16 protein-coding genes are annotated in these 22,826 nt (G+C 67.3%); 8 read left to right on the top strand and 8 right to left on the bottom strand.

Going from position 1 to position 22,826, the window contains the following annotated elements; all coding sequences use genetic code 11:
• Positions 1–214 precede the first annotated feature (214 nt).
• Complete coding sequence (locus tag CPBF1521_RS19490) at positions 215–1,774, bottom strand: EAL domain-containing protein (RefSeq protein ID WP_115678000.1); 1,560 nt, start codon at positions 1,772–1,774, stop codon at positions 215–217.
• Positions 1,775–2,157: 383 nt separating this feature from the next.
• Between CPBF1521_RS19490 and CPBF1521_RS19485 the strand changes: the two genes are divergently transcribed.
• On the top strand, positions 2,158–2,334 hold the full coding sequence (locus CPBF1521_RS19485; RefSeq protein ID WP_010374782.1) for a hypothetical protein: 177 nt from the start codon (positions 2,158–2,160) through the stop codon (positions 2,332–2,334).
• A gap of 613 nt (positions 2,335–2,947) precedes the next feature.
• Here CPBF1521_RS19485 and CPBF1521_RS19480 read toward each other — a convergent pair.
• From CPBF1521_RS19480 to ubiK, 3 genes are all read right to left on the bottom strand, one after another.
• The gene (locus CPBF1521_RS19480; RefSeq protein ID WP_161960161.1) at positions 2,948–3,457 is read right to left on the bottom strand and encodes a lipocalin family protein; all 510 of its coding nucleotides are present in this window, start codon (positions 3,455–3,457) and stop codon (positions 2,948–2,950) included.
• A gap of 275 nt (positions 3,458–3,732) precedes the next feature.
• Complete coding sequence (locus CPBF1521_RS19475; RefSeq protein WP_115677999.1) at positions 3,733–5,253, bottom strand: YifB family Mg chelatase-like AAA ATPase; 1,521 nt, start codon at positions 5,251–5,253, stop codon at positions 3,733–3,735.
• Between the two features lie 15 nt (positions 5,254–5,268).
• Entirely contained in the window at positions 5,269–5,547 is a 279-nt protein-coding gene (gene ubiK / locus CPBF1521_RS19470) for a ubiquinone biosynthesis accessory factor UbiK (protein WP_115677998.1), read from the bottom strand.
• Positions 5,548–5,738: 191 nt separating this feature from the next.
• Here ubiK and CPBF1521_RS19465 point away from each other — a divergent pair, with 191 nt between their 5' ends.
• Both CPBF1521_RS19465 and CPBF1521_RS19460 read left to right on the top strand, forming a co-directional pair.
• A complete protein-coding gene (locus CPBF1521_RS19465; RefSeq protein WP_016904463.1) occupies positions 5,739–6,077 on the top strand; it encodes a P-II family nitrogen regulator in 339 nt (112 codons plus the stop codon).
• 469 nt (positions 6,078–6,546) lie between these two features.
• The gene (locus tag CPBF1521_RS19460; protein ID WP_115677997.1) at positions 6,547–8,526 is read left to right on the top strand and encodes a glycoside hydrolase family 84 protein; all 1,980 of its coding nucleotides are present in this window, start codon (positions 6,547–6,549) and stop codon (positions 8,524–8,526) included.
• 157 nt (positions 8,527–8,683) lie between these two features.
• Here CPBF1521_RS19460 and CPBF1521_RS19455 read toward each other — a convergent pair whose 3' ends face one another.
• Positions 8,684–9,340: an RIO1 family regulatory kinase/ATPase domain-containing protein gene (locus CPBF1521_RS19455; RefSeq protein ID WP_164739214.1), complete on the bottom strand. Its 657-nt coding sequence runs from the start codon at positions 9,338–9,340 to the stop codon at positions 8,684–8,686.
• A gap of 637 nt (positions 9,341–9,977) precedes the next feature.
• Between CPBF1521_RS19455 and CPBF1521_RS19445 the strand changes: the two genes are divergently transcribed.
• Entirely contained in the window at positions 9,978–10,589 is a 612-nt protein-coding gene (locus CPBF1521_RS19445) for a PH domain-containing protein (protein ID WP_104584958.1), read from the top strand.
• Between the two features lie 160 nt (positions 10,590–10,749).
• On the opposite strand, the gene speE is transcribed toward CPBF1521_RS19445, so the two are convergent.
• Positions 10,750–11,613, bottom strand: coding sequence for a polyamine aminopropyltransferase (speE, locus tag CPBF1521_RS19440; protein WP_115677995.1), 864 nt, complete (start codon positions 11,611–11,613; stop codon positions 10,750–10,752).
• A gap of 233 nt (positions 11,614–11,846) precedes the next feature.
• Between speE and speA the strand changes: the two genes are divergently transcribed.
• The 4 genes from speA to CPBF1521_RS19420 all read left to right on the top strand — a co-directional run bounded on the left by speA (position 11,847) and on the right by CPBF1521_RS19420 (position 21,346).
• Positions 11,847–13,733: an arginine decarboxylase gene (speA, locus tag CPBF1521_RS19435; protein ID WP_104584899.1), complete on the top strand. Its 1,887-nt coding sequence runs from the start codon at positions 11,847–11,849 to the stop codon at positions 13,731–13,733.
• Positions 13,734–14,626: 893 nt separating this feature from the next.
• Positions 14,627–18,610 (top strand): non-ribosomal peptide synthetase, encoded by a 3,984-nt coding sequence (locus tag CPBF1521_RS19430; protein WP_115677994.1) that lies wholly within the window; start codon positions 14,627–14,629, stop codon positions 18,608–18,610.
• Entirely contained in the window at positions 18,603–19,937 is a 1,335-nt protein-coding gene (locus CPBF1521_RS19425; protein WP_115677993.1) for a glycosyltransferase, read from the top strand. The genes CPBF1521_RS19430 and CPBF1521_RS19425 overlap by 8 nt, the downstream gene beginning before the upstream one ends.
• A 281-nt stretch (positions 19,938–20,218) precedes the next feature.
• Positions 20,219–21,346 carry an acyltransferase family protein gene (locus CPBF1521_RS19420; protein ID WP_115677992.1) on the top strand — a complete coding sequence of 376 codons (1,128 nt, stop codon included), beginning with the start codon at positions 20,219–20,221 and terminating at the stop codon, positions 21,344–21,346.
• Between the two features lie 131 nt (positions 21,347–21,477).
• On the opposite strand, the gene CPBF1521_RS19415 is transcribed toward CPBF1521_RS19420, so the two are convergent.
• Both CPBF1521_RS19415 and CPBF1521_RS19410 read right to left on the bottom strand, forming a co-directional pair.
• Positions 21,478–22,233, bottom strand: a complete 756-nt coding sequence (locus tag CPBF1521_RS19415) for an SDR family NAD(P)-dependent oxidoreductase (RefSeq protein ID WP_104584909.1) — start codon at positions 22,231–22,233, stop codon at positions 21,478–21,480.
• 40 nt (positions 22,234–22,273) lie between these two features.
• Positions 22,274–22,822 carry a hypothetical protein gene (locus CPBF1521_RS19410; RefSeq protein ID WP_115677991.1) on the bottom strand — a complete coding sequence of 183 codons (549 nt, stop codon included), beginning with the start codon at positions 22,820–22,822 and terminating at the stop codon, positions 22,274–22,276.
• Between the last annotated feature and the right edge of the window lie 4 nt (positions 22,823–22,826).

Genomic DNA, 22,826 nt, shown 5'->3' with positions numbered 1-22,826 from the left:
TGTCGGGCCAGTCAATCCGGCCTGGCGGCCACACGAGCGTGCGCCTGGTCGGCGTGCAACCTCGCTGCCTTCGGCACCGGCGAACCGTCTTGGCCGCGATTCGAGCAGGCCGTGTGTGCATCCCGCTGATTGCCGCGCCTGGATCGCCGTGCCCGGTTGGTCGACGACTCGCCGTCACGGCTCCACGTCGGTGTTGACGCCGTAGCGGCGCTGGTCAGTGCGCGCCGCCGCGCATCAGCGCGTGGTAGGCGATGAAGCCGGTGGCCGGCAGCGCGCGCGAGAACAGCCAGCCCTGCGCCAGGTCCACGCCGTGCGCGCGCAAATAGTCCAGCTGCTCCTGCCGTTCCACGCCTTCGGCGATGGTGCGCAGCTGCAGCGTCTTGGCCATGTCGATGATGTGCGAGGTCACCGCGCTGGTGGCCGAGTGGGTGCCGATGGTGTCCACGAAGGACTTGTCGATCTTCAGCGCATCCAGCGGCAAGCCTTGCAGGTACTGCAGGCTCGAATAACCGGTGCCGAAGTCGTCGATCGACACCGTGTGGCCGGCACCGCGCAGGTGGGTGATGGTGGTGCGCGCCGCTTCGATGTCCATCAGGCTGCGTTCGGTCGCCTCCACCCACAACTGTCCGCTGTCCACGTTGGTGCCATGCAGCGCCCGGGCCAGCACGGTCTGCACACGGCCGCTCTTGATGTCGTCGGCTGAGACATTGATGGCCACGTGCAGGGAAGGGTCGGTCGCCAGGGTCGGGCCGAGGTCGCGGATGACTTCGGCCACCACCAGATCGGTGATCGGCAGGATCAGGCCGCTCTCTTCGGCCAGCGGGATGAAGGCATCGGGCGGGATCAACACGCCATCGGGTTGCTGCCAGCGCACCAGCGCCTCGGCACCGACGCAGGCGCCGGTGTCGAGCGCGATGATCGGCTGGTAGTGCACCACGAACTCGTTGCGCTGCACGGCGATTTCCAGCCGCGCCAGCGGCGACAACCGCCGCCGCGAGACCCAAATCACCAGGCTGACCAACAGCAGCGCCAGCGCGATGCCGACCGGTACCACCTGCAGCCGTGCAGCAGCCAGCGGCCCGCGCAGATAGGCCACCGGCTCGGTGACGACCGCGGCCCAGTCGCCGCGGCGGTCGCGGCCGGACAATGCCTGGGCGTCCGGCCCGGGGCCGGATGCAGCGGTCGGCAGCGCGATCAGCAGCTGCTCGGCGGCGGTGCCGGTGCTGCTAAGTATCTGGCCGTCCGGCGTGCCAATCGCCAATTGCAGGCCGGGCGGCAGATTGATGTCGGTCAGCGTGGTCGGATTGATCAGCACGTTGTAGTCCCGCAACTGCAAGGCCATCAGCGGGTGGTGCGGATTGGCCAGCGGGCGCAACCGCGTGGTGACCGCGATGCCGCGCTTGACCACGAAGTCGGCAGCGGTGTGCGCCACGACCTCCGGCGATGGGCCCCACGAGGTGCAGCGCAGCCGGCCCTGCTGGAGGTAGCCCAGTTCGACGATGTAATGACTGGCCAGCACCAGCGCGCGCATCTGCGCCAGATGCGGTTGGGAACACGGCTGCAGCGGCGATGCGCCCATGCTCAAGAGCGCACCGTGTGCCTCGTCAAAGGCGGTTTCGGTGCGCCGGATCGACAATGCCGCGAGTTGCGCGAGCTTGCCTTCCTCGCGGTCCAGCGCCAGCCGCCATGCCAGGTAGTAGGACAGGCTGATCGGAAGCGTTGCGCACAGCAGCACCAGCAACACGGTCACACTGATGATGCGTTGACGCTTCACCTCACCACCCACATCTGCGGGGAGGCGTGCTCACGCACGACAACCCGCGCAGGGCAGCGCTGACATGCATCGCCCCACGAACGGCGCGGCGTAGTTGCACCGCACGCGGGCATGCCGCGGCAAGACGGTGGAGAGAGTGACGGTGGACTGATGAGGCTGCACGTCGCGAATGTACGACAGACGCGTGGGTTGCGCGCGTCCGCGGGGCGAAGCGGATGTGATTTTCTGCAAATGATGGTGCCGGGCGCCGTGGGAATCGGCCTCGTCAATGGATTCACGCCCCTGCACTAGACGGCGCGCTAGGGTCGGGTCGTCTGTGCTCCCGCGTGGGAGCCGCGGCGCCATCCGGCTCCGTGCAAGGCACTCTCCCTGGAGGAATCACCATGACAACGCAGAAAGAACGCGTCGGCGGCACCGATGCAGTGCCGATCTTCAAGATGCAGGAAACCACCCGCGATGGCGAGCTGACCAAGTACGTGGTCGGCGACACCGGTGTTGCCTTCGACAGCCTGGAAGGCGCGCAGGCTGCGGCCAAGGATCTGGGCACGCTCAACGGTTGAGTCGGGCTGCAGTCCGGTCTGCGCAGTCGTTCAATGCCGGAGCGTCGGAGGCGCGGATAGGTCCGAGGGTGCGTGCCCTCACCGCTTGCAGGACAGGTCGTCCATCCTTAGGGGTCCTTGGTGGCATCCATGCCGCCAAAGGCTCCGTAACCGGCCGGGCTACCGCACCGGTAAATCGGTCGGCCGCGTTCCTGCCAGTCGGCGTGCGGCGGGCAGATGAGACGTTTGTAGGTTGCGTGTTGAGGGGGTGTCCGCTGCCTGGCTTGCGATGGAACGCCGGCCGCGCACACCCCAGACACCCCAAGCCCTGCACTGCTTGCACCAGGCACAGCGACCATCCTGAGTGGTCCTTGTTCGCCTACCGCCGCGGGGCCTTGTGCGGCATGGACGCCGCAGAAGAGTCTCCGGGAACGGAGTCACGGCGTGTCCCGCGAGGGTGGGTAGGCGCGAGGGTAGGCAAGGGCCCTGCAACCAGGCCGCAGATCAGCCGCTCTTGATCCAGCTCCGCAGTCGATCTATCGGTGCGACCCAATCCCCTGCGGACCAGCATTCGCTGGCCGAGGACGCGCGTTCTGGCCACCGGGCAGACTGCGATGGCAGCCGTGTGCAGCACTCAGGGAAGTGGCTGCTCGGTCAGTCGCCCGGTATGCGGGGTGTGGATCAACGGGGCCAGGTCGAAGCCCTGCTCGCGTGCATGCGCCAGATAGGCCTGGGTGATGTTTTCGTCCAGCTGCGGCAGCCTTGCCAGCAGCCACAGATACTTGCGGTCGGGACCGCCGACCAGCGCGGCGGTGTAGTCCGCATCGATGCGCATCACCCAGTAATCGCCTTTGGTGAACGGAATCCAGCGCAGGCCTTCGGGCAGGAAGGTGACTTCCAGCCGCGCGTTACTGTCGTCGATGGCGCGCGCCTCGCCGACGGCCTCTTCCAGCTCGCCTTCGGCGGTCAGGCAGCGGTTCTGCACCCGCACCGTGCCATCGTCCTGCAGCGAGTAGTGCGCCGATACATCGGTGCAATCGGCATCCTCGAAGCGAATCGGTAGCCGTGCGATCTCGTACCAGGTGCCCAGATAGCGATTCAGATCCAGGGACGGGACGGTGACTAGGTCGGGATGTCGGCTCATGGCGGCCTCTGCGCAGTGGTGTGGCGGACGTTGTACGTGCATTGCCATGAAATGGATGTTGCGACGCCGGAGAGAGCGGTTGGACGTATGGGGCCAATGCCGTGCCGCCAGAGAAAGGCGCGTGCACGCTCATTGCAGGCGCACAGGCAGCGAGCGACGGTGCGATGAAGCGGTCGACCGTCCTGCCCTGCTGAAGTGCTTAGCGTCCTAACCAACGGCGTGGAATGGGGGGTGCGGCGGGCGGGCGGTCGCCTCGACGCACCCGGGTCGGCGCACTACGCCGCGCTCGCCGTCTCCACCGCACGATCCAGTTTGCGGTAGCCGATGGCCTCGGTCAGATGCCGGGTGGCAATGGCTGCACTGTCGTCGAGATCGGCAATGGTGCGAGCCACGCGCAGGATGCGATGCATCGAGCGCGCGGAGAGCTGCAGGTGTTCGATGGCGCGTTCCAGCAGCACCTGATCGTCGCCCTGCAGGTGGCAATGATGATCGGTCTGTGCCTGATCCAGTTGTGCGTTGGGTGTGCCGGCACGGGCGAGTTGCCGTTCGCGTGCGACGACCACGCGTGTACGCACGCTGGCGCTGTCTTCGCCGGGATTGCCGCTGCGCAAGGCATGCGGTGGCAGTCGCGGCACGTCGACATGCAGATCGATCCGGTCCAGCAAGGGACCGGAGATGCGGCTGCGGTAGCGGCGGATGCTGTCGCTGCTGCAGCGGCACCGCCCGCTGCCGTCGCCGGCCCATCCGCACGGACACGGGTTCATGGCAGCAACCAGTTGGAACCGCGCCGGGAAATCCACGCTGCGCGCTGCGCGCGAAATCGTCACCAGCCCCGATTCCAGGGGCTCGCGCAACACTTCCAGCGTCTGCCGCTGCCACTCCGGGAGCTCGTCCAGAAACAGCACGCCGTGATGGGCCAGCGAGATCTCGCCGGGACGCGGATGGGTGCCACCACCGACCAACGCGACCGCGCTGGCGGTGTGGTGCGGGGCCCGGTAAGGCCGCTGCCGCCAGCGCGCAAGATCCAGCCCGCGGCCGCTGACCGAGGTGATGGCAGCGGTTTCCAGTGCCTCGGCTTCGCTGGCTTCGGGCAACAGGCTGGGCAGGCGCGAGGCGAGCAGGGTCTTGCCGCAGCCGGGGCTGCCGACCAGCAGCAGATGATGGCCACCGGCGGCGGCGATCTCCAACGCGCGACGCGCATGCGGCTGGCCGCGCACATCGGCCATGTCGGGCAGGGCACGCGCGCCGAGCGCCGGCACCGCCACCTCGGCGGCCGGTGCCCGTTGGCTGCCGTTGAGCGCGGCGCAGACTTCCAGCAGCGTGCGCGCGGTGAAGGCTTCGACGTGCCCGGCGATGGCTGCTTCGGCGCCGTTGGCCAGCGGCACGATCAGCCGTCTGCCGGCCTGCCCGGCAGCCAGGGCGGCCGGCAGTACGCCATCGACGCCACGTAATTCGCCGGTCAGCGCGAGCTCGCCGAGAAATTCGTAATCGGCCAGGGTTTGGCGATCGATCTGGCCGCTGGCGGCCAGGATGCCGAGGGCGATCGGCAGGTCGAAGCGGCCGCCTTCCTTCGGCAAGTCGGCCGGGGCCAGGTTGATGGTGATGCGCCGGGCGGGAAATTCGAACTGCGCACACAGCAGCGCCGCACGCACGCGTTCGCGCGATTCGCGTACCGCAGCCTCGGGCAGGCCCACGATCTGGGTGGAGGGAAGCCCGCCGGACAAGTGCACTTCCACCCGAACCTCAGGCGCATGCACCCCCACGCGGGCACGGCTGTGCACCAGCGCCAGACTCATGATGGAAGGCCCTGGTCAGGGAGCGGTGGGCGCCGCCGCGGGCGGCGTCGCGGGCGCGCGGGCTTCCAGCGCGGCCACGGCCTGTTCCAGCGCGTCGAGTTTCTCGCGCGTGCGCAGCAGCACCGCGCGCTGCACGTCGAACTCTTCGCGGGTGACCAGGTCCAGCTTGCCCAGGCCGGCCTGCAGCGCGCCCTTGAAGGTGCTCTGCAGTTCTTCGCGCGATTGGCGCAGGCCCGGCGGCACCAGGTCGCTGAGGCGGCGGGCGAGGTCGTCGAGCTGGTTGAAATCGATCATGGGTGTTCTCCGCAGGTCCGTAGGAAGCCTAGTGCAGGCCGGGACACGCGGAACATCGGCAAGGCAGTCGGCAGGCGGTAAGGATAGTCCCATTCGGCTGTCGGCCGCGGTGACGGCGGTACGCCATGGGGTGAGTGTTATGGCCGTCCACGGTATGCTGCGCGCCCCGTCATGCCCTTGGTACTGCACCGATGAAAATGATCATGGCCATCGTCAAACCGTTCAAGCTCGACGATGTGCGCGAAGCGCTCGCCGGCTGCGGGGTGGCGGGCATCACGGTGACCGAGGTCAAGGGGTTCGGGCGCCAGAAGGGGCACACCGAGCTGTATCGCGGCGCCGAGTACGTGGTCGATTTCCTGCCCAAGGTGAAGATCGAAGTGGCGGTGACCGACGACCAGGCCGAGCGCGTGGTCGAGGCCATCGTGACCGCGGCCGGGACCGGCAAGATCGGCGACGGCAAGGTGTTCGTCTACGACCTGGGCAGCGTGGTGCGGATCCGCACCGGCGAGCTGGATAGCGACGCGCTGTAAGCGCGCCGGCGGGCAGCGACGTCGGCGACGGTGCGCCTGGAGCCTGGGCAACCGCCCGCTTGCCGGAACACCATACCGCGCCAGTCGGCGACCGACGATCGGCTGAGTGCGGCGACGCAGTGCCATGGCGTGCGCAGTGCATCGCCGGTCACTGCGTCCTCCAGGGTGGCACGCGGCCGTCGACGGCTGAGGTGGGCACGCAATGCTGAGCCGGGGTCGCCCTCGACGCAGTCGCGCGGGCGCTCCTCAAGCTAGGCTGCTATAAGCCGCCAGCCAGCGTTCTCATACCATTTCAATACCGAAGACCGGATCCGGCACCACAGGCCAGCCTCGGCATCCGCCTGAGGCGCTTCACCCTGCTTGCCGTTCCCAAATCGAGCCAGGACGCCAAAAGGCCGCGCCTGCTTGTCGCCACGCGAGGACTTGCCTACTCTAGGGCCTAATACCATTTCAATACCGGAGTTCGGGGATGAAGCGACGCGCTGGAACGTCGGGCTTGCGCCCGCTCTCGCTGTGGCTGGCAGCAGGCCTGGCAGCGGCGGCAGTCCCCGCACTGGCGCAGCCGGTCACCCAGCCGGCGATCTTCCCCACGCCGGTCGCGATCACGCTGGACGGCGGCACGGTCACGCTGGGTCGGTCGGTGGTGCTGGTGGTGGCGCCGGGCGCAGATCCGGAGGCGGTCGCGTTGGTGCGCCGCATCCTCGGCACGGCCGGCGTCACCAAGATCGCCACTGCGGCGCGTCTGCCGGCCACGCTCGACCGCCCGCATATCGTGCTCGGCACCGGTGAGGCGGCAGTGGTGCGCGATGCGCTGACGCGCAGCAAGGCGGTGCAGGACACCCACACGGAGGGCTATACGCTGGCCAGCGTGGCGCGCGGCACCGGCAGCCTGATCACGCTGGCCGGCCACGATAACGATGGCCTGTTCCATGCGGCGCAGACGCTGCGCCAGCTGGTCGAGCGCCCGGCCATTGCGGCCCTGGCGATCCAGGATCATCCGGCGATGCCGATCCGCGGCACCATCGAAGGCTTCTACGGCGCGCCATGGTCGATGGCCGACCGCAGCAAGCACATCGAATTTCTCGCCCGCAGCAAGGCCAATACCTTCATCTACAGCCCCAAGGACGACCCGTATGCGCGCGACCGCTGGCGCGAGGCGTATCCGGCCGCGACGCTGAAGGCGCTCGGCAAGCTGGCGGCCACCGCCAAGCGCAATCACGTCGACTTCGTCTATGCGATCTCGCCGGGGCCGACGGTGTGCTTCTCCGATCCGGCCGATGCCAAGGCACTGCTGCGCAAGTTCGATGCCTTCCGCGCGCTGGGCGTGCGTAGCTTCTACGTGGCGCTGGACGATATCGAATACACCAAGTGGAACTGCGAGCGCGACAAGACCACCTTCGGCGCGTCCGGCGCGCAGGCGGCCGGCATCGCGCAGTCGTACCTGCTCAATCTGGTGCAGGCCGACCTGGTGGCCCGCCACGATGCGTCTTCGGAACTGATCATGGTGCCGACCGAGTACTACGACGCCAAGGAAAGCCCGTACAAGGAAGCGCTGCGCAAGCACCTGGACCCGAAGATCGTGGTGCAGTGGACCGGCACCGACGTGGTGCCGCCGGCCATTTCCATTCCCGATGCACGCGCGGCCACCAAGGCATTCGGCCGCAAGACGCTGCTGTGGGACAACTACCCGGTCAACGATTTCGAAACCTCGGCCGGGCGCCTGCTGATGGCCCCGTATGCGCGGCGCGAAGCCGGCCTGTCGGCGGAGTTGTCCGGCATCGTCTCCAACCCGATGAATCAGGAAGTGCCCAGCCGGGTCGCGGTGATGGGGCTGACCGCGTTCGCATGGAACGACACCGGCTACGACGCCCAGCGCACCTGGCACGCGGCCGCGCGCGACCTGGCCGGTGGCGACGCGCAGGTGACCGCCGCGCTGCTGACCTTCTTCGATACCCAGCATCTGGCGCCAACCTTCGGCAGCCAGCCGTGGCAGGAACAGGCACCGCGCCTGAAGGCCGTGCTCGACCATGTACGCGAGACGATTGCGCTCGGCGATGCGGCAGCGCGCAGCCAGGCCATCGCCGAACTGGCGCGCACGGCGGACGCGTTCGCGGCTGCGCCGCAGATCATCCGTACGGGCGTGGCCGACAAGGGCTTTGCGGAACAGTCGCGTCCCTGGCTGGAAGCGATGGACGGCTGGGGCCGCGCGCTGCAGCAGACCGCGGCCGGGCTGGATGCCGCCAATCGTGGTGACGCGCAGGCGTCCGTTGCGTTTGCCGATGCCAAGCGGATCGCGGCCGAAGCCGCAGCAATCGTCTCGATTCCCGGCGCCACGCGCTTCGGGGGCCCGGTCAAGATTGCCGATGGCGTGCTGGACCGCTTCATCGCCGACGCGCCGCGCCTGATCGCCTACAAGGCACCCGCCGGGTCGGCGGCGGTGGAGCACTGATGGTGCTGTTGGCGGCTGAGAGCCGCTGACACAGCGACTGTGCTCACCGGCAGGCGGTGCAGCCGCTGCCAAGTGCGGCGTGGACCACTCCTACAAGCCGGTTCCCCGCGCGGTCCGCACCTCTCTGACGGATGCTCGTCAGGCGGCTCCGAGCTGTTTACGCGCCGCGCTTGAGGCGGCGATAGAGCCGCTTCCAGCCGCCGCGAAGGGTGCCCACCCAGCGCGGTTCGGCGCTGCGTGCGGCCTCGTCGGCGGTCGGTGCGATCCCGGCCAGGCGCTGGCGCATCTTCTGGAAATTGGCCACGTCGCTGCGCTGCAGCTGGCGTGCCAGCGTGCCGCGCCGCAACCAGCGCGGGAAGCGCCAGGCCGAGGTGAAATCGATCAACACCGGCACCCCGGCACTGACCACCACGTTGGTGCCGTGCAGATCGTTATGGGTGATGCCGAACGCATGCAGGCGACGCAGTGCCTGCTGCAATTGTTGAAAGACTTCCTGGCCGACCACCGCACTGGCACTGAGAGTGTCGCCGGGGATGAACTCCATGCCCAGCGCCAGACCACCCAACGTGCCGAGCAGGGCCGGCGCATGCCGCCAACCGTGCAGGCGGGCCAGCATCTTTGCCTCGTGGCGCACCATCAGCCGCGCGACCGGCGCCAGCAGCGTGCGGCGGTAGCGGCTGTAGTCCTTGACCACCGCCAGCTGTCCATCCAGATGCGTGCGATAGACGTTGGGCTCGAGCAGCCGGGTGCCCTGCTTGAGCAACACCGGCGTGACGATTTGCAGGCTGGAGGTGTCCAGCGGCTGGTAATGCATGGCAAGTCTCCGGACCTTGTCGGCGCGGAGGAATCACGCGTCTGGCAGGTTCACGATGATCGCGAGGGATCGGTCCGGTGAATTTTAGAACTTGGAAGTATGGTAATTACATTTGTTTAACAAATGAAATGTTCCGGGAGTGGAACGGTTTGAAGAATCAACAGCTTGCAGCGTCATCTAAGGCTCATCCTGTCGCTGTATCCGGGCGGCGCACTGCATGCAGCCGGCGACTTGGCACGCAGGGCGTGCCGTGGCCATCGGCGTGGCGGGCTTCGACGTCGGTGGCCGCTCTGGGTACAGGCTGCGGTGTGGCTATCGGCCAGCATGTCAGTGTGAGCGCGCCCCACACGAACGACCTGCATGCCGACGAGTACGACGACGAAGACATCACGATCAATCGTGCTGAAGTGCTGAGCTCCGGCGCCGGAGTCCGCTTTCGCGCCGGCGATAAAACCAGCGTGGTGCCCACAGCAAGGCGATGGCGACATCCGTCTTGTTGCCCCGTTGGGGCTGCCTGAAGCACTCAGCGATCCGGCACTGTGCATTGCTGGCCGGGTTTCTGATCGGCACCACGAAGGCACGGATGTGGTGTCATACAGGACAACGCTGCGGCGCAGGCGATCACGACGAGGAAGGTATGGAGGTCTTTACGCAATTCCTGGCCGACGAGCAGGACCCGGTGGCCGTGGGCAAGATCCTGCCCAAGGTAAACGAGTTGCTGACGCGGGACGAGCAGGTCGAGTACATCGCGGTGCAGAAGAAAATGGTGGTGAACCTGTCGCCGGCCGCGGTGGTGCTGACCACTCGCAGATTCATCGTGGTGCACCCCACGCTGTTCGGGATGACGTTTCGCGATGTCCCCTGGCGCGAGGTGCTCGACGTGCACATGAGCGAGCAGATGCTGGGAGCGACGATCATGTGCCGCACCACGCAGGGCGGCTACCTGTCCATCGACAGCCTGCCCAAGAAACAGGCCCGGCGGGTCTACGCCTATGCGCAGCAGGTGGAAGAATCGGCCTACGAAAAACGCCAGCAGCTGGAGTTCGACAAGTTGCGCGCCTCGGCCGGTGGCGTGGTGGTGCATGCACCCGGCGCGCAGGGCGGCATGCCGTCTGCATCGCCGAGCACGGCAGCCGCCGCGGACGATCCGATACAGGTGCTGAGCAAGCTCAGGCAGTTGCTGGATGCGGGGCTGGTCACCCAGGAGGAGTTCGACGCCAAGAAAACCGAGGTGCTGGCGCGGTTGTAGGCGCTCGCCACGGTACCTGGCCGTGGCCACGGCCAGGACCGACAAACGACTGCGCCGATCGCCAGGCGGGCGCGGCCGCGGCCCGGAACCGGCGGGAACCACGCCTCCCATGGCTCCCGGCGCGCCACCCGCACCTGCCGGCAGCGCAACGGGCTGTCAGTTACGCGTACTCGCCCAGCGCCTTGGCCACGAACGGCGGTGCGACCAGCACGCCGGTATGCAGGTGCGCGGTGTAGTACAGCGTCTCGAAGCCCTTGGCCTGCGCGGCGTCCTGGCGAAAAGCGAAATCGGCGTTGGCCTGCTTGCTGGCCATGGTCACGCTCCACCAGCCGGTGGGGTAGCACGGCTGCGGGAACGGCAGCGTCTTGAACGACTGGAAGCCGGCCTTGCCCATTTCGGTGCGCATTTCCTTGATCAGCTCCAGCAGCGCCAGCGGCGATTCGGACTGCTGCACCAGGATGCCGTCGTCCTTCAGTGCCTTGAAGCAGCTCTCGTAGAAGGCCTTGTTGAACAGGCCTTCGGCCGGGCCGACCGGATCGGTGGAGTCGACGATCACGATGTCCACGCTGCCGGCCGGGCAGTTGGCCATGTAGGCCACGCCGTCGTCGAACAACAGCTCGGCGCGCGCGTCGTGGTTGGAGTCGCACAGCTCGGGGAAATACTTCTCCGACATGCGGGTGACCTGCTCGTCGATATCGCACTGGGTGGCGCTTTCCACGCCCGGGTGCTTGAGCACCTCGCGCAGTGTGCCGCAGTCGCCGCCGCCGATGATCACCACGCGCTTGGGCGCGGCGTGGGTGAACAGCGCCGGGTGGCTGATCATCTCGTGGTAGAAGAAATTGTCGCGGCTGGTCAGCATCACCGCGCCGTCGATCAGCATCAGCTTGCCCCAGTCGGTGGTCTGGTAGATCTCGATCTTCTGGAACGGGGACTGCACCTCGTCCAGCTTGCCGCTGATGCGGAAGCCGATGGCCGAGCCGGTCGGCTGGAAGTGTTCGATGTACCAGTTGTCGTTGGCGCTCATGCAAAGTCCTAAAGATGGGGGCTGTTGCTTCTCCCGCCGGGAGAAGGTGGCGCGAAGCGCCGGATGAGGGGCGGGCGCCGCCGCGTGCAAGCAAGCTGCTGGCGGCCGTCCCGACCCCCTGCCAACCCCGCTCCGACCAGGAGCAGGGCGTGAAGTCGGCGCGGATTGTAACGGACCCTGCGCGTGCCAGGCGTTACACTTCACGCCCTTTTTGCCCCAGCCGAGTCAGCGAAATGAGCGATTGGTCCCTCGACCAAGCCCGCAAGACCTATTCGATCCCGCATTGGGCCGACGGGTATTTCGACGTGAACGATGCCGGACATGTAGTGGTCACGCCGACCAGCGACGGTCCGTCGGTGTCGTTGCCCGAGGTGGTGGACGCCGCGCGCGCGGCCGGCGCCAAGCTGCCGCTGCTGGTGCGTTTCCCCGACATCCTGGGCCAGCGCCTGGGCAAGCTGCAGGCGGCGTTCGCGCAGGCGCAGTCCGAATGGGATTACGCCGGCGGCTACACCGCGGTGTACCCGATCAAGGTCAACCAGCATCGCGGCGTGGCCGGCACCCTGGCCAGCCACCACGGTGACGGCTTCGGCCTGGAAGCGGGCAGCAAGCCGGAGCTGATGGCGGTGCTGGCGCTGTCGCGTCCGGGCGGGCTGATCGTCTGCAACGGCTACAAGGACCGCGAATACATCCGCCTGGCGCTGATCGGCCGCAAGCTCGGCCTGCAGACCTTCATCGTCATCGAAAAGCCCTCCGAGCTGAAGCTGGTGCTGGAAGAGGCGCGCGCGCTGGACGTCAAGCCGGGCCTGGGCGTGCGCATGCGCCTGGCCTCGCTGGGCGCGGGCAAGTGGCAGAACAGCGGCGGCGACAAGGCCAAGTTCGGGCTGTCGCCGCGTCAGGTGCTGGACCTGTGGAAGACGCTGCGCGACACCGAGTACGCCGACAGCCTGAACCTGCTGCATTTCCACATGGGCTCGCAGATCTCCAACGTGCGCGACATCGCCAACGGCATGCGCGAGGCCACGCGCTATTTCGTGGAGTTGTCGCGGCTGGGCGCCAGGATCAGCCACGTGGACGTCGGCGGCGGCCTGGGTATCGACTACGAAGGCACGCGCTCGCGCAGCTATTGCTCGATCAACTACGGCCTGCACTCCTACGCCAGCAACATCGTGCAGCCGTTGGCCAGCGCCTGCGAAGAGCACGGCCTGGCCCCGCCGCGCATCGTCACCGAATGCGGCCGCGCCATGACCGCTCACCACGCGGTGCTGATCGCCAACGTGTCCGAAGTGGAGCAGGCACCGGAAGGCCGCGTGCCCGACGCCCACGACGACGAACCGGCGGCGATCCGCCACCTGCGCGAGATCCATGACGAGCTCGATGTGCGCCCGGCGGTGGAACTGTTTCAGGAGGCGCAGCATTTCCATGCCGAAGGCTTGAGTGCGTATGCACTGGGCCAGATCGACCTGACCCACCGCGCGCGCATCGACGACTTGTTCTATGCGATCGCGCACGGCGTGCGTGCACGCCTGAGCTTCGACGAAAAGAGCCATCGCCCGGTGCTGGACGAACTCAACGAGCGGCTGGTGGACAAGTACTTCGTCAACTTCAGCGTGTTCGAGTCGATCCCGGATGTGTGGGCGATCGATCAGGTGTTTCCGATCGTGCCGATCGAGCGCCTGAACGAAGCGCCGCAGCGGCGCGGCATCATTGCCGACATGACCTGCGATTCCGACGGCATGGTCAAGACCTATGTCGAGAACGAAAGCCTGGACAGCTCGATGCCGCTGCACACGTTGAACCCGGGGCAGAGCTATCGCATCGGCTTTTTCCTGGTTGGCGCCTACCAGGAAATCCTCGGCGACATCCATAACCTGTTCGGCGATACCGATGCGGTGGAAGTGGCCGTGGATGGCGACGGCTATCGCATCGCGCAGCAGCGTCGTGGCGATACCACCGATGTGATGCTGGACTACGTGGGGTATCAGCTGGACACGCTGCGTGCGACCTATGCCGAGCGCATTGCCGCCGCGCAGCTATCGCCCGAGCGCGCGCAGGAACTGAGCGACGCACTGGAAGCAGGGTTGACCGGGTACACCTATCTGTCCGACGAACCGTTGGGCTGATGCACTGCGCGCTGCGGCCGATGCCGTGGCGCGCCGTTTTGTTGTCACTCCGCGCGCAATGCATGGGAGAGGTGGGCCGCAGCACAGCGATGCGGCCGGCATGTGACGTGCCTCAGGTGTTGAACCGGCGCCATCGCCGGACGCCGTGGTTTCTGCGCGCCTTGGCGATGCCGGGGACGTACCGCCCATCGACGGCCTGCGAGACCCCACGCCATCTGCTCGAGCCAGGAGCTGGCCACGCATCCCACGGCTGTGCATGCGTGGCCGACGCGGCGTGGCAATGACAGTCAGATAACCCTCGCGTGACGCTGCGGTTGCAATCGGCATTCAAAAAAGTGCGGTGCCCTGCGCAGTGGTTGTGCCCGCAGTGCACTGATGTCAATGCCGTTGCATGCAGTGGTCTTGGTGCGCGCGGTTCCGGGCATGTTGCGAAACAGGGCCAAATTCCCGGCAAAGAACGCCTTGGCCACGTTGCCGGGTGATGCATGGCAGTCTGGTCCGCAGCGCACGGCGTGTGGGAAACGCCATCTGTGGACGTACGCATCTGGAACACTAATTGAAATCACACTTCGGCACATGATTTTTGCAGGCGACGCGGATTTCGTGATTTTTGCACGGTTTATCGCGTTGGCTAATTGTTAGTGTTTGTTTAACTTGTCGGGAAAACAAGTGCTTTAAAGAAAGCCGGTGCACGTCGTTGTCTCGACGCTGCACGTCGCTTCGTGGTGCGTTCCCATTGTGCGTTTCCATCGTGTATCGCCGGCCTGCGCCGGCGGTCGTCGGTGTCTCTTACCTCACGTTTTCAAGGCCATGTGCTGATCCGGCGTCCCAGTGACCGCGTTGCGGGCATGGCGCACCGGGCGACTGCGCGCCATACAAGAAGGATGCACGCCATGCACGCTGACGCCTCTCTCATGTTTCCCCTGACCAAAGCGCAACGCGGCCTGTGGGTCGCCAACAAGTTGCACACCGACAACACCTTGATGTTGTCCGAAGCCCTGGAAATGGTCGGTCCGCTCGATCCGCAGCTGCTGATCCGCGCCAGCATGCAGCTGACGCGCGAATTCGACACGCTGCGGCTCTGCATCGTCGAGCACGATGGCGTGCCGCATCAGGTGGTCCTGCCCGACTACACCGCCGCGATTCCGTACTTCGACGTCAGCGAAGATCCGTCCCCGCGCACTGCGGCCGAGCACTGGGTCGATGAAGAAATCCGCAAGCCGGAAGACCTGCAGAACGGGCCGTTATGGCATTGCGCAGTATTCCGCCTGGGCGAGGATCACCACATGTGGGTGCAATGCGTCAGTCATCTGGTGATGGATGGCTATTGCGCCTCGATCATGATGCAGCGCATGGCGGTGCTGTATAACGCCTACGCAGAAAACATCGAGCCGGCGCCTGCGCAATACGGCAGCGCGCTGTCGCTGATCGAACTCGAGCAGCAGTATCGCGACTCCGATCGCTTTCAGCGCGACCGTAGCTACTGGATGCAGCAGCTGGCCGATCTGCCACCGCCGGCAACCCTGGCACGTCCGGGCAGCCAGCTGTCGACCGGGCTGTTGCGTGGCACCGGGCAGTTCTCGCCGCAGCAGGTGGCGCGGCTGCGTGCGCTGGGCAAGGACTATGGCGCCAGCCTGCCGCAGATGCTGATTTCGCTGATCGCCGCGTATTACTACCGCTGCACCGGCACCGAGGATCTGGTGCTGGCCATGCCGGTGACCGGCCGCATCAATGCGCGTTACCGGCAGACCGCAGGCCTGGTGGCGAACGTGATTTCGCTGCGCCTGAAAATGGATCCGCAGCAGCCGGTGCATGCCCTGTTCGCGAAGGTGTCCTCGGTGGTCAGGCATGCGCTGCGCCACCAGCAATACCGCTTCGAGGATGTGCGCCGCGATCTGGGCATGTTCGGGATCGATCAGAAGTTCGCACGCCTGGCGGTGAACATCGAAGCCTTCGACTACGCGCTGCGCTTTGGCCAGGCCCATGCGATGCCGCATAACCTCTCCAACGGCCCGGCCGACGATCTGACCATCTTCTGCTACGAGCGCGGCGACGGTGCCGCGTTGCGCTTCGATCTGGATGCCAATCCGGCGTTGTACGACAGCGACGAACTGGCCGACCATTGCCGCCGCCTGACCCATCTGGCCGATGCGGTATTGGCCGACCCGGAGTGCGCGCTGGGCCAGATCGATGTGCTGGGCGATGCGGAACGCCACCGCCTGTTGCACACCTGGAACGCCACCGTCGCAGCGTTGCCGGAACCGGCCACGTTGCTGCACGGCATGCTGCAGCGCGCCGAGCTGATGCCGGCAGCGGTGGTGGTGGAATACGACAACCGCACCCTGGATTACGCCACGCTGTGCGAACTGGCCTCGCGCATCGCCGCGCAATGGGTGGCCGATGGCGTCCGCCCTGGCGATGTGGTCGCCATCGCGTTGCCGCGCAGCGAGCACTTGCTGGTGGCCCTGCTGGCGGTGATGTGGAGCGGGGCGGCGTATCTGCCGCTGGACCCGGAAAGCCCGGCCGCGCGCAACCGGCAGATGCTCAACGATTCCGGCGCCATCGCGCTGGTCTGCGAGCCGGCGTTGTGCGAGCGCTATCTGCTCGGTGGCATGGTCTGGCTGGATCCGCGCCCGGCGGTATTGCCGGCGGCGATCGCGCCGCTGGCCACGCCGGACGGGACTGCCTACCTGCTGTACACCTCCGGCTCGACCGGCGCGCCCAAGGGCGTGGAAATCAGCCATCGCAATCTGTTCAATTTCCTGCATGCGATGGAGCATGAGCTGGCATTGCGCCCACGCGACCGCGTGCTGGCAGTCACCACCATCACCTTCGATATCGCCGGGCTGGAGCTGTATCTGCCGTTGCTGGTGGGCGCGCGCGTGGTCATCGCACCGGCCGGCATCACCCATGATCCGCGCAGCCTGTCGCGGCTGATCGCGCACGCGCAGATCAGCGTGGTGCAGGCGACCCCATCGCTGTGGCGCATCCTGCTGGCCAACCAGGATCTGGCGCTGGACCGTATCCACGCCCTGGTCGGTGGTGAAGCCCTGGTGCCGGAACTGGCGACCCAGCTGCTGAGCCGGGTCGGGCGCCTGACCCAGTTGTACGGGCCGACCGAAACCACGATCTGGTCGACCATCATGCCGTTGCAGCTGACCGACGCCGCCGCTCCGCCGATCGGCCGGCCGCTGCTCAATACGCGTGTCTATGTGCTCGATGCACAGCGGCAACCGCTGCCGACCGGCGCGATCGGCGAGTTGTACATCGGCGGTGCGGGCGTGGCCAAGGGCTATCGCGGCAAGCGCCAGCTGACCAGCGAGCGGTTCGTGCGTGACCCGTTCGCCAACGACGGCAGCAACATGTACCGCACCGGCGACCGCGTGCGTCAGCGCCGCGACGGCATGCTGGAATTCATCGGCCGCGCCGACGCGCAACTGAAGATCCGCGGCCATCGCGTGGAGCCAGCCGAGATCGAAAACGCCTTGCTGCTGCATTCGCAGGTAGCGCAGGCGGTGGTGGTCGGTCATCGCGATGGCGACCACGATGCGCTGCAGTTGCTGGCGTATGTGGTGGGCAAGCAGGGCGCAACGCCATCGCCCGAGCTGCTGCGTGCGCATCTGCAGCAGCGCCTGCCGGCGTCGATGATTCCCACCTTGTGGATGCCGTTGCAGGCATTGCCGCTGACACCCAATGGCAAGCTGGATCGCCGCGCCTTGCCGTCGCCGGGTGCGCTGCCGCAGCGCGCGCATGTGGCGCCGCGCGACGCGCTCGAACACCAGCTGGCGGCGATGCTGCAGGACGTGCTGGGGATCGAGGCGGTGGGTGTGGAAGACAACTTCTTCGAGCTCGGCGGCGACTCGCTGCGCGCGGCGGAAATGGCCGCACGCTTCCCGCAGGCGTTCGGTGTCGAACTGCCGTTGGGCAGCCTGTTCCATGCACCGACCATCGCCGGCCTGGCCGAGGTGATCAAGCGCAACGTGCAGACCCCGAACGACCCGCTCGGCGTGCTGTTGCCGCTGCGTGCCGGCAGCCCGGGCACGACGCCGCTGTTCTGCATCCATCCGGTGGTCGGCCTGGGCTGGTCGTATCTCACCTTGCTCGGCCAGCTCGATCCGCAGTGGCCGGTGTATGCCCTGCAGTCGCCGGGCTTGAGCGACCCGCAGCATCGCCCGGAAAGCATCGAGGCGATTGCACGCGACTATCTGGCGCGGCTGCGCACGGTGCAGCCGCAGGGGCCGTACCGGTTGATTGGCTGGTCGCTGGGCGGCTTGATCGCCCATGCCATCACCGCCGAACTGCATGCGCTGGGCGAAGAAGTCGAACTGCTGGCGATGCTCGACAGCTACCCGCACCTGGAGCAGGCCGCGTCGCTGCCGGAATCGGAAAACGTGCGTGCATCGGTGCATGCGCTGGGCCTGCATCTGGCCCATGGCCAGCCGATGCCGACCACGGTGGCCGAACTGGCCAGCCTGCTGTGCGATCACTACGGGTTGAACGACCTGCCCGCGGTGCGCCAGCTGCTGGAACAACGTCCCACATTGCTGGACGACATGGGCGGCATGACCCAGCACCACCTGCAGCTGGCGCGGCGCCATCGCCCCAAGCCGCTGGACCAGGATGTGGTGTTCGTCGAAGCCAGCGTGCGCATGAGCTCCGGCGGCGACGATACGGTGTGGGTGGATTACCGGCCGCAGGCCTGGCGCCCGTACGTACGCAACCTGCACCTGCATGCGCTCGACAGCGACCACCATTCGATGCTGTCGCCCACGCATTCGGCCACGCTCAGTGCATTGCTGCACGCGGCCACTGCGAAAGCCGTACAACGCGATGGCCGCATCGCCACCGCCAGCGACGGGGTGGCCGAATATGCCTGAGTCTTCCTTCAACGCGGGACGCCGCCCGGTGCTGATCGCCACCCTGGGCACGCATGGCGATGTGCGCCCGATCATCGCGCTGGGGCGTGGCTTGCAGGAGCGCGGTTACCCGGTGCGGGTGCTGACCAGCGCCAACTTTGAATCGCTGATCCGTGCCAACGGGCTGGAGTTCTTCCCGCTCAGCGGCGACCACCAGAAGCTGTTGCAGGGCCATCCGGATGTCGCCGAGATGCGCGGTGGCTGGCGCGGCATCTGGGGCACCTTGCGCGCCCAGCTGCTGGAGTGGGCACGCGACTGGGCCGCGCAGGGCCGCGCGGCCTGTGCCGATGCCGGCCTGATTCTCGGCGTCGGCAGCGCGAGCCTGCTGGCGCACAGCCTGGGCCAGGCCTACGGGCTGCCGGTGGTGCTCACGCAATTGCAGCCGCTGACCGCCTCGCGCCACGTGCCGTTGATGGTGATGCCCACCGTGCGTCTGCCCGGGCTGGTGAGTGTGGCGCTGCATCATGCGGTGCGCTTTGCCGGCTGGCAGCTGATGCGCCCGGCGCTCAACGGCATCGTGCGCCCGGCATTGGGGTTGCCGGCGTATCCGTGGAGCGGTCCCGATCGCAGTGCGCAGCGCGTGGTGTATGGCTACAGCGAGCATCTGTGCCCACGTCCGCCGGACTGGCCGGATCGGGCCCAGGTCAGCGGCTTCTGGCAGTTGCCGCAGCCGCAGTGGCAGCCGCCGGCGGCGCTGGAGGCATTTTTGCAGGCGGGCCCGCCGCCGCTGTACATCGGTTTCGGCAGCATGATCAGTAGCGATGCGGCGCAGCTCACCGCCACCGTCAAGGCGGCGGTGCGTCTGAACGGTCAGCGCGCGCTGCTGGCCAGCGGCTGGGGCGGGCTGGCGGCCGGGGAAGATGCGTCCGACGATGCCGGGCGCTTCTTCCAGCTGGAACAGGCCCCGCACGATTGGCTGTTTCCACGGGTGTCGGTGGCGGTGCATCACGGCGGTGCCGGCACCACCGGTGCGGCGCTGGCTGCGGGGATTCCGTCGGTGGTGCTGCCGTTCGGCTACGACCAGCCGTTCTGGGCGCATTGCCTGGCCCAGCGCGGCGTCGCGCCGCCGGCGCTTGCACGGGCCGGATTGCAGCCGGAGACCCTGGCCGATGCCATCGGCCAGGCCAGCGCGCCGGGCATGCGCGCGGCGGCACGCGCGCTGGGCCAGCGCATCCGCGAGGAGGACGGAATCGGCCGGGCAGTGGACCAACTGGAAGCATGGGGATTGCTGGAACCGACGGTGACGCTGGCGCAGGGAGCGCGCGTCGAGCAGCAGGCTGTCGCGTGATGGATGACGCCGTGGGGAAGCCACAGCATCGACAGCGGTTTGGCGGCGGCAATGCGGCTGGTGGCTGTACGGAAGGTCTCCGGGTGCGACACCGGTGGAGTGCAGGGCGTGTTGCTGTCGCCGCTAGCTGGTCGACGGCAGCAGGCCTGCACTGCTGACAGACGTCGAGAACGCGTCTGCGTTGCCGGCACGAGCCGGCGAGCGCGGCCAACGCCGGTGCCGGCATCGCCGCAGCGGCGGGATGCGGCACAATCGGGCTCCCTCGGCCCTGCATCGCCCGCATGCGCTATCCCGCTCTCGATCTGCTGCGTGGCATCGCCATCGTCTGGGTGATGCTGTTCCATTCCTTCGTGGTCGGCGGTCTGGGGCCGGACTGGGCGTGGATGTCGCGCTACGGCTGGATGGGCGTGGACCTGTTCTTCGTGCTGAGCGGCTTCCTGATCGGCACGCAGGTGCTGAGGCCGCTGGCACGCGGGCAACGCCTGGACTTCAGGGATTTCTACCTGCGCCGCGCGTTCCGCATCCTGCCGGCGTTCTTGGTGGTGCTGGCGATCTACTTGGCGTGGCCGCAGTTCCGCGAGGCGCCCGGGTTGGCGCCGTGGTGGATGTTCGTCAGCTTCACCCTGAACCTGCTGGTCGACTATGGCCGTGATGCCGCGTTCTCGCATGCCTGGTCGCTCTGCGTGGAAGAACATTTCTATCTGGTGTTTCCGTTGCTGGCGACGTTGTTGATGCGGCGGCCCTCGGCCGCGCGGTTCGTCGTGCTCTGCGTGCTGGTGGTGGTGGCAGGCATCGCGTTGCGTGCCGGCATCTGGTGGCACAACACCGCCCTGGACAGCGCCGGCGCCGGCCTGCAGCGCAACTGGTTCATCGAAGACCTCTATTACCCGACCTGGAACCGTCTGGACGGTCTGCTGGCTGGTGTCGTGCTGGCGGTGCTCAAGGTCGTTCGCCCCGCGCTGTGGCAACGGCTGCAGCAACACGGCAATGCATTTTTGCTTGCAGGCGTGGCGATCCTGGCGCTGGCGATGTGGCTGTTTCGCGAGCGCACCGGCCTGGTCGGCAATGCGCTGGGTTGGCCGGTGCTGTCACTGGGACTGGCCTTGCTGGTGCTCGCCGGCACCGCCACCCGCGGTGTGCTTGGCGGCGTGCGCGTGCCTGGTGCGGCGTGGCTGGCGGCCATTTCCTACAGCCTGTATCTGACCCACAAGGCCGTGTTCCATCTCACCCAGGGCTGGTTCGGCCCGGTGCTGGAGGGGCGTGGCGTGCTGGCGTTTGCGGTGTATGGCCTGGTGGCAGTGCTGGGCGGTGCGCTGTTGCACTACGTGGTGGAGCGCCCGTTCCTGCAGCTGCGCGACAGGGTGCTGCGGCCAGGCGTGCGGCCGCTGGTTGCTGCTGATCGCGGCTGACCGCGCAGCGCAAAACGCCGCGCAATGCGCGGCGTTGTCGTGCTGCCTCGATGCGGCGCGCGGTGCTCACGCGCCGGCCGACACGGCATCGGATCGCGACCCGGAAGATGCATCGGCGCTGCAGGCCATCGTCACTGCGCGTCGCGCGCCACCTGGAAACCGGCGAACGACTGCGTGACCGGCATGATTTCCAGCCGATTGATGTTCAAGTGCGCCGGCAGGCTGGCGACGTAGAAGATCTGCTCGGCGATGTCCTCGGCAGTCATCGGCGTGGCGCCGCGGTACAGCGTGTCCGAGGCAGCCTGGTTGCCGCCGGTGCGCACCAGGGTGAATTCGGTTTCGGCCATGCCCGGTTCGATCGAGGTCACGCGCACGCCGGTGCCGTGCAGGTCCGCGCGCAGGCCCAGCGAAAACTGCTGCACGAACGCCTTGGTGCCGCCGTAGACGTTGCCGCCGGTATAGGGGTAGGTCGCCGCGACCGAGGCGATGTTGATGATGGCGCCACGGCGTGCGATCAACGCCGGCAGCAGGCGGTGGGTGAGGGTGACCAGCGCGGTGACATTGGTGTCGATCATCTGCTGCCACTGCGTCAGGTCGGCCTGCTGCGCGGGCGCGGTGCCCAGCGCCAGCCCGGCGTTGTTGACCAGCACATCGATGTCGGCAAACTCAGCCGGCACTGCATCGATCGCTGCCGACAAGGCCTGCGCATCGCGCATGTCGAACGCGGCGGTATGCACCTGGCCGGCGGGCAGGTCGGCCGCCAGGGCATCCAGGCGCTCGGCGCGGCGGCCGGTGGCGATGATCTTCCAGCCGTCGGCGGCAAACCGGCGCACGGCGGCGCTGCCGAATCCGGAGGTGGCACCGGTGATCAGGACAGTCTTGGACATGGGGGATAACTCCTGCGAACGAGGGGGATCAGGCAAGGGATCAGGGGGCAGTGGCAGGGCCGGGCGCGCTGGCCTGGGCGCGCCGCGCGCGCAGGCTGGCCTCACTGAGCGGTTCGCGCGCCAGGACACGGCCGTGTTGCACATGCAGGAGCAGGTACGGCGCCTCTGCGGCGGTTGGCGCGGTGTCGGCGGCGCTCGCAGCGGTTGGCAAAGCAATCACCAGCTCGCCATCGATCCAGTCCGCGGCGACCGGGGCGGTTCGTCCGGGAAACAGCACATCCAGGGGCAATGCCGGCGGAGCGGTGGCACAGGCGCCGATGACGACGCGATCCAGCAGCAGCTGCGCGTTTTCCACGCGCCAATCGGCCCGGTAACCGCGCCAGTTCGCACTGCAACTGCCCAGCGCCTGCCGCGCATGCGGCACGAAACGTTGCCAGGTGGCCTGGTCGTCCAGCACCGGCGACAGGGGTTCGGCTAGCAGCGCCGCGTCCTGCCCGTCGATCCGGATACGGTCTGGAATCTGCTCGGTGGCGTGCGCCGCGCCGATCAGTCCCCACCACAACCACAGGCCGGCGGCGCGCTGCAGCACTGCG

Source organism: Xanthomonas euroxanthea, assembly GCF_900476395.1.
In the GTDB taxonomy this organism is placed as follows: Bacteria; Pseudomonadota; Gammaproteobacteria; order Xanthomonadales; family Xanthomonadaceae; genus Xanthomonas; species Xanthomonas euroxanthea.
This window is presented reverse-complemented; position numbering and strand designations above follow the sequence as displayed.

What these genes read in the sequence shown, in the direction of transcription:
- CPBF1521_RS19430 (WP_115677994.1), top strand. Translation starts at nt 14,627, where the DNA reads ATGCACGCTGACGCCTCTCTCATGTTTCCCCTGACCAAAGCGCAACGC.
- CPBF1521_RS19415 (WP_104584909.1), bottom strand. Translation starts at nt 22,233, where the DNA reads ATGTCCAAGACTGTCCTGATCACCGGTGCCACCTCCGGATTCGGCAGC.
- speE (WP_115677995.1), bottom strand. Translation starts at nt 11,613, where the DNA reads ATGAGCGCCAACGACAACTGGTACATCGAACACTTCCAGCCGACCGGC.
- CPBF1521_RS19480 (WP_161960161.1), bottom strand. Translation starts at nt 3,457, where the DNA reads ATGAGCCGACATCCCGACCTAGTCACCGTCCCGTCCCTGGATCTGAAT.
- CPBF1521_RS19445 (WP_104584958.1), top strand. Translation starts at nt 9,978, where the DNA reads ATGGAGGTCTTTACGCAATTCCTGGCCGACGAGCAGGACCCGGTGGCC.
- CPBF1521_RS19485 (WP_010374782.1), top strand. Translation starts at nt 2,158, where the DNA reads ATGACAACGCAGAAAGAACGCGTCGGCGGCACCGATGCAGTGCCGATC.
- CPBF1521_RS19420 (WP_115677992.1), top strand. Translation starts at nt 20,219, where the DNA reads ATGCGCTATCCCGCTCTCGATCTGCTGCGTGGCATCGCCATCGTCTGG.
- speA (WP_104584899.1), top strand. Translation starts at nt 11,847, where the DNA reads ATGAGCGATTGGTCCCTCGACCAAGCCCGCAAGACCTATTCGATCCCG.
- CPBF1521_RS19465 (WP_016904463.1), top strand. Translation starts at nt 5,739, where the DNA reads ATGAAAATGATCATGGCCATCGTCAAACCGTTCAAGCTCGACGATGTG.
- CPBF1521_RS19425 (WP_115677993.1), top strand. Translation starts at nt 18,603, where the DNA reads ATGCCTGAGTCTTCCTTCAACGCGGGACGCCGCCCGGTGCTGATCGCC.
- CPBF1521_RS19455 (WP_164739214.1), bottom strand. Translation starts at nt 9,340, where the DNA reads ATGCATTACCAGCCGCTGGACACCTCCAGCCTGCAAATCGTCACGCCG.
- CPBF1521_RS19475 (WP_115677999.1), bottom strand. Translation starts at nt 5,253, where the DNA reads ATGAGTCTGGCGCTGGTGCACAGCCGTGCCCGCGTGGGGGTGCATGCG.
- ubiK (WP_115677998.1), bottom strand. Translation starts at nt 5,547, where the DNA reads ATGATCGATTTCAACCAGCTCGACGACCTCGCCCGCCGCCTCAGCGAC.
- CPBF1521_RS19460 (WP_115677997.1), top strand. Translation starts at nt 6,547, where the DNA reads ATGAAGCGACGCGCTGGAACGTCGGGCTTGCGCCCGCTCTCGCTGTGG.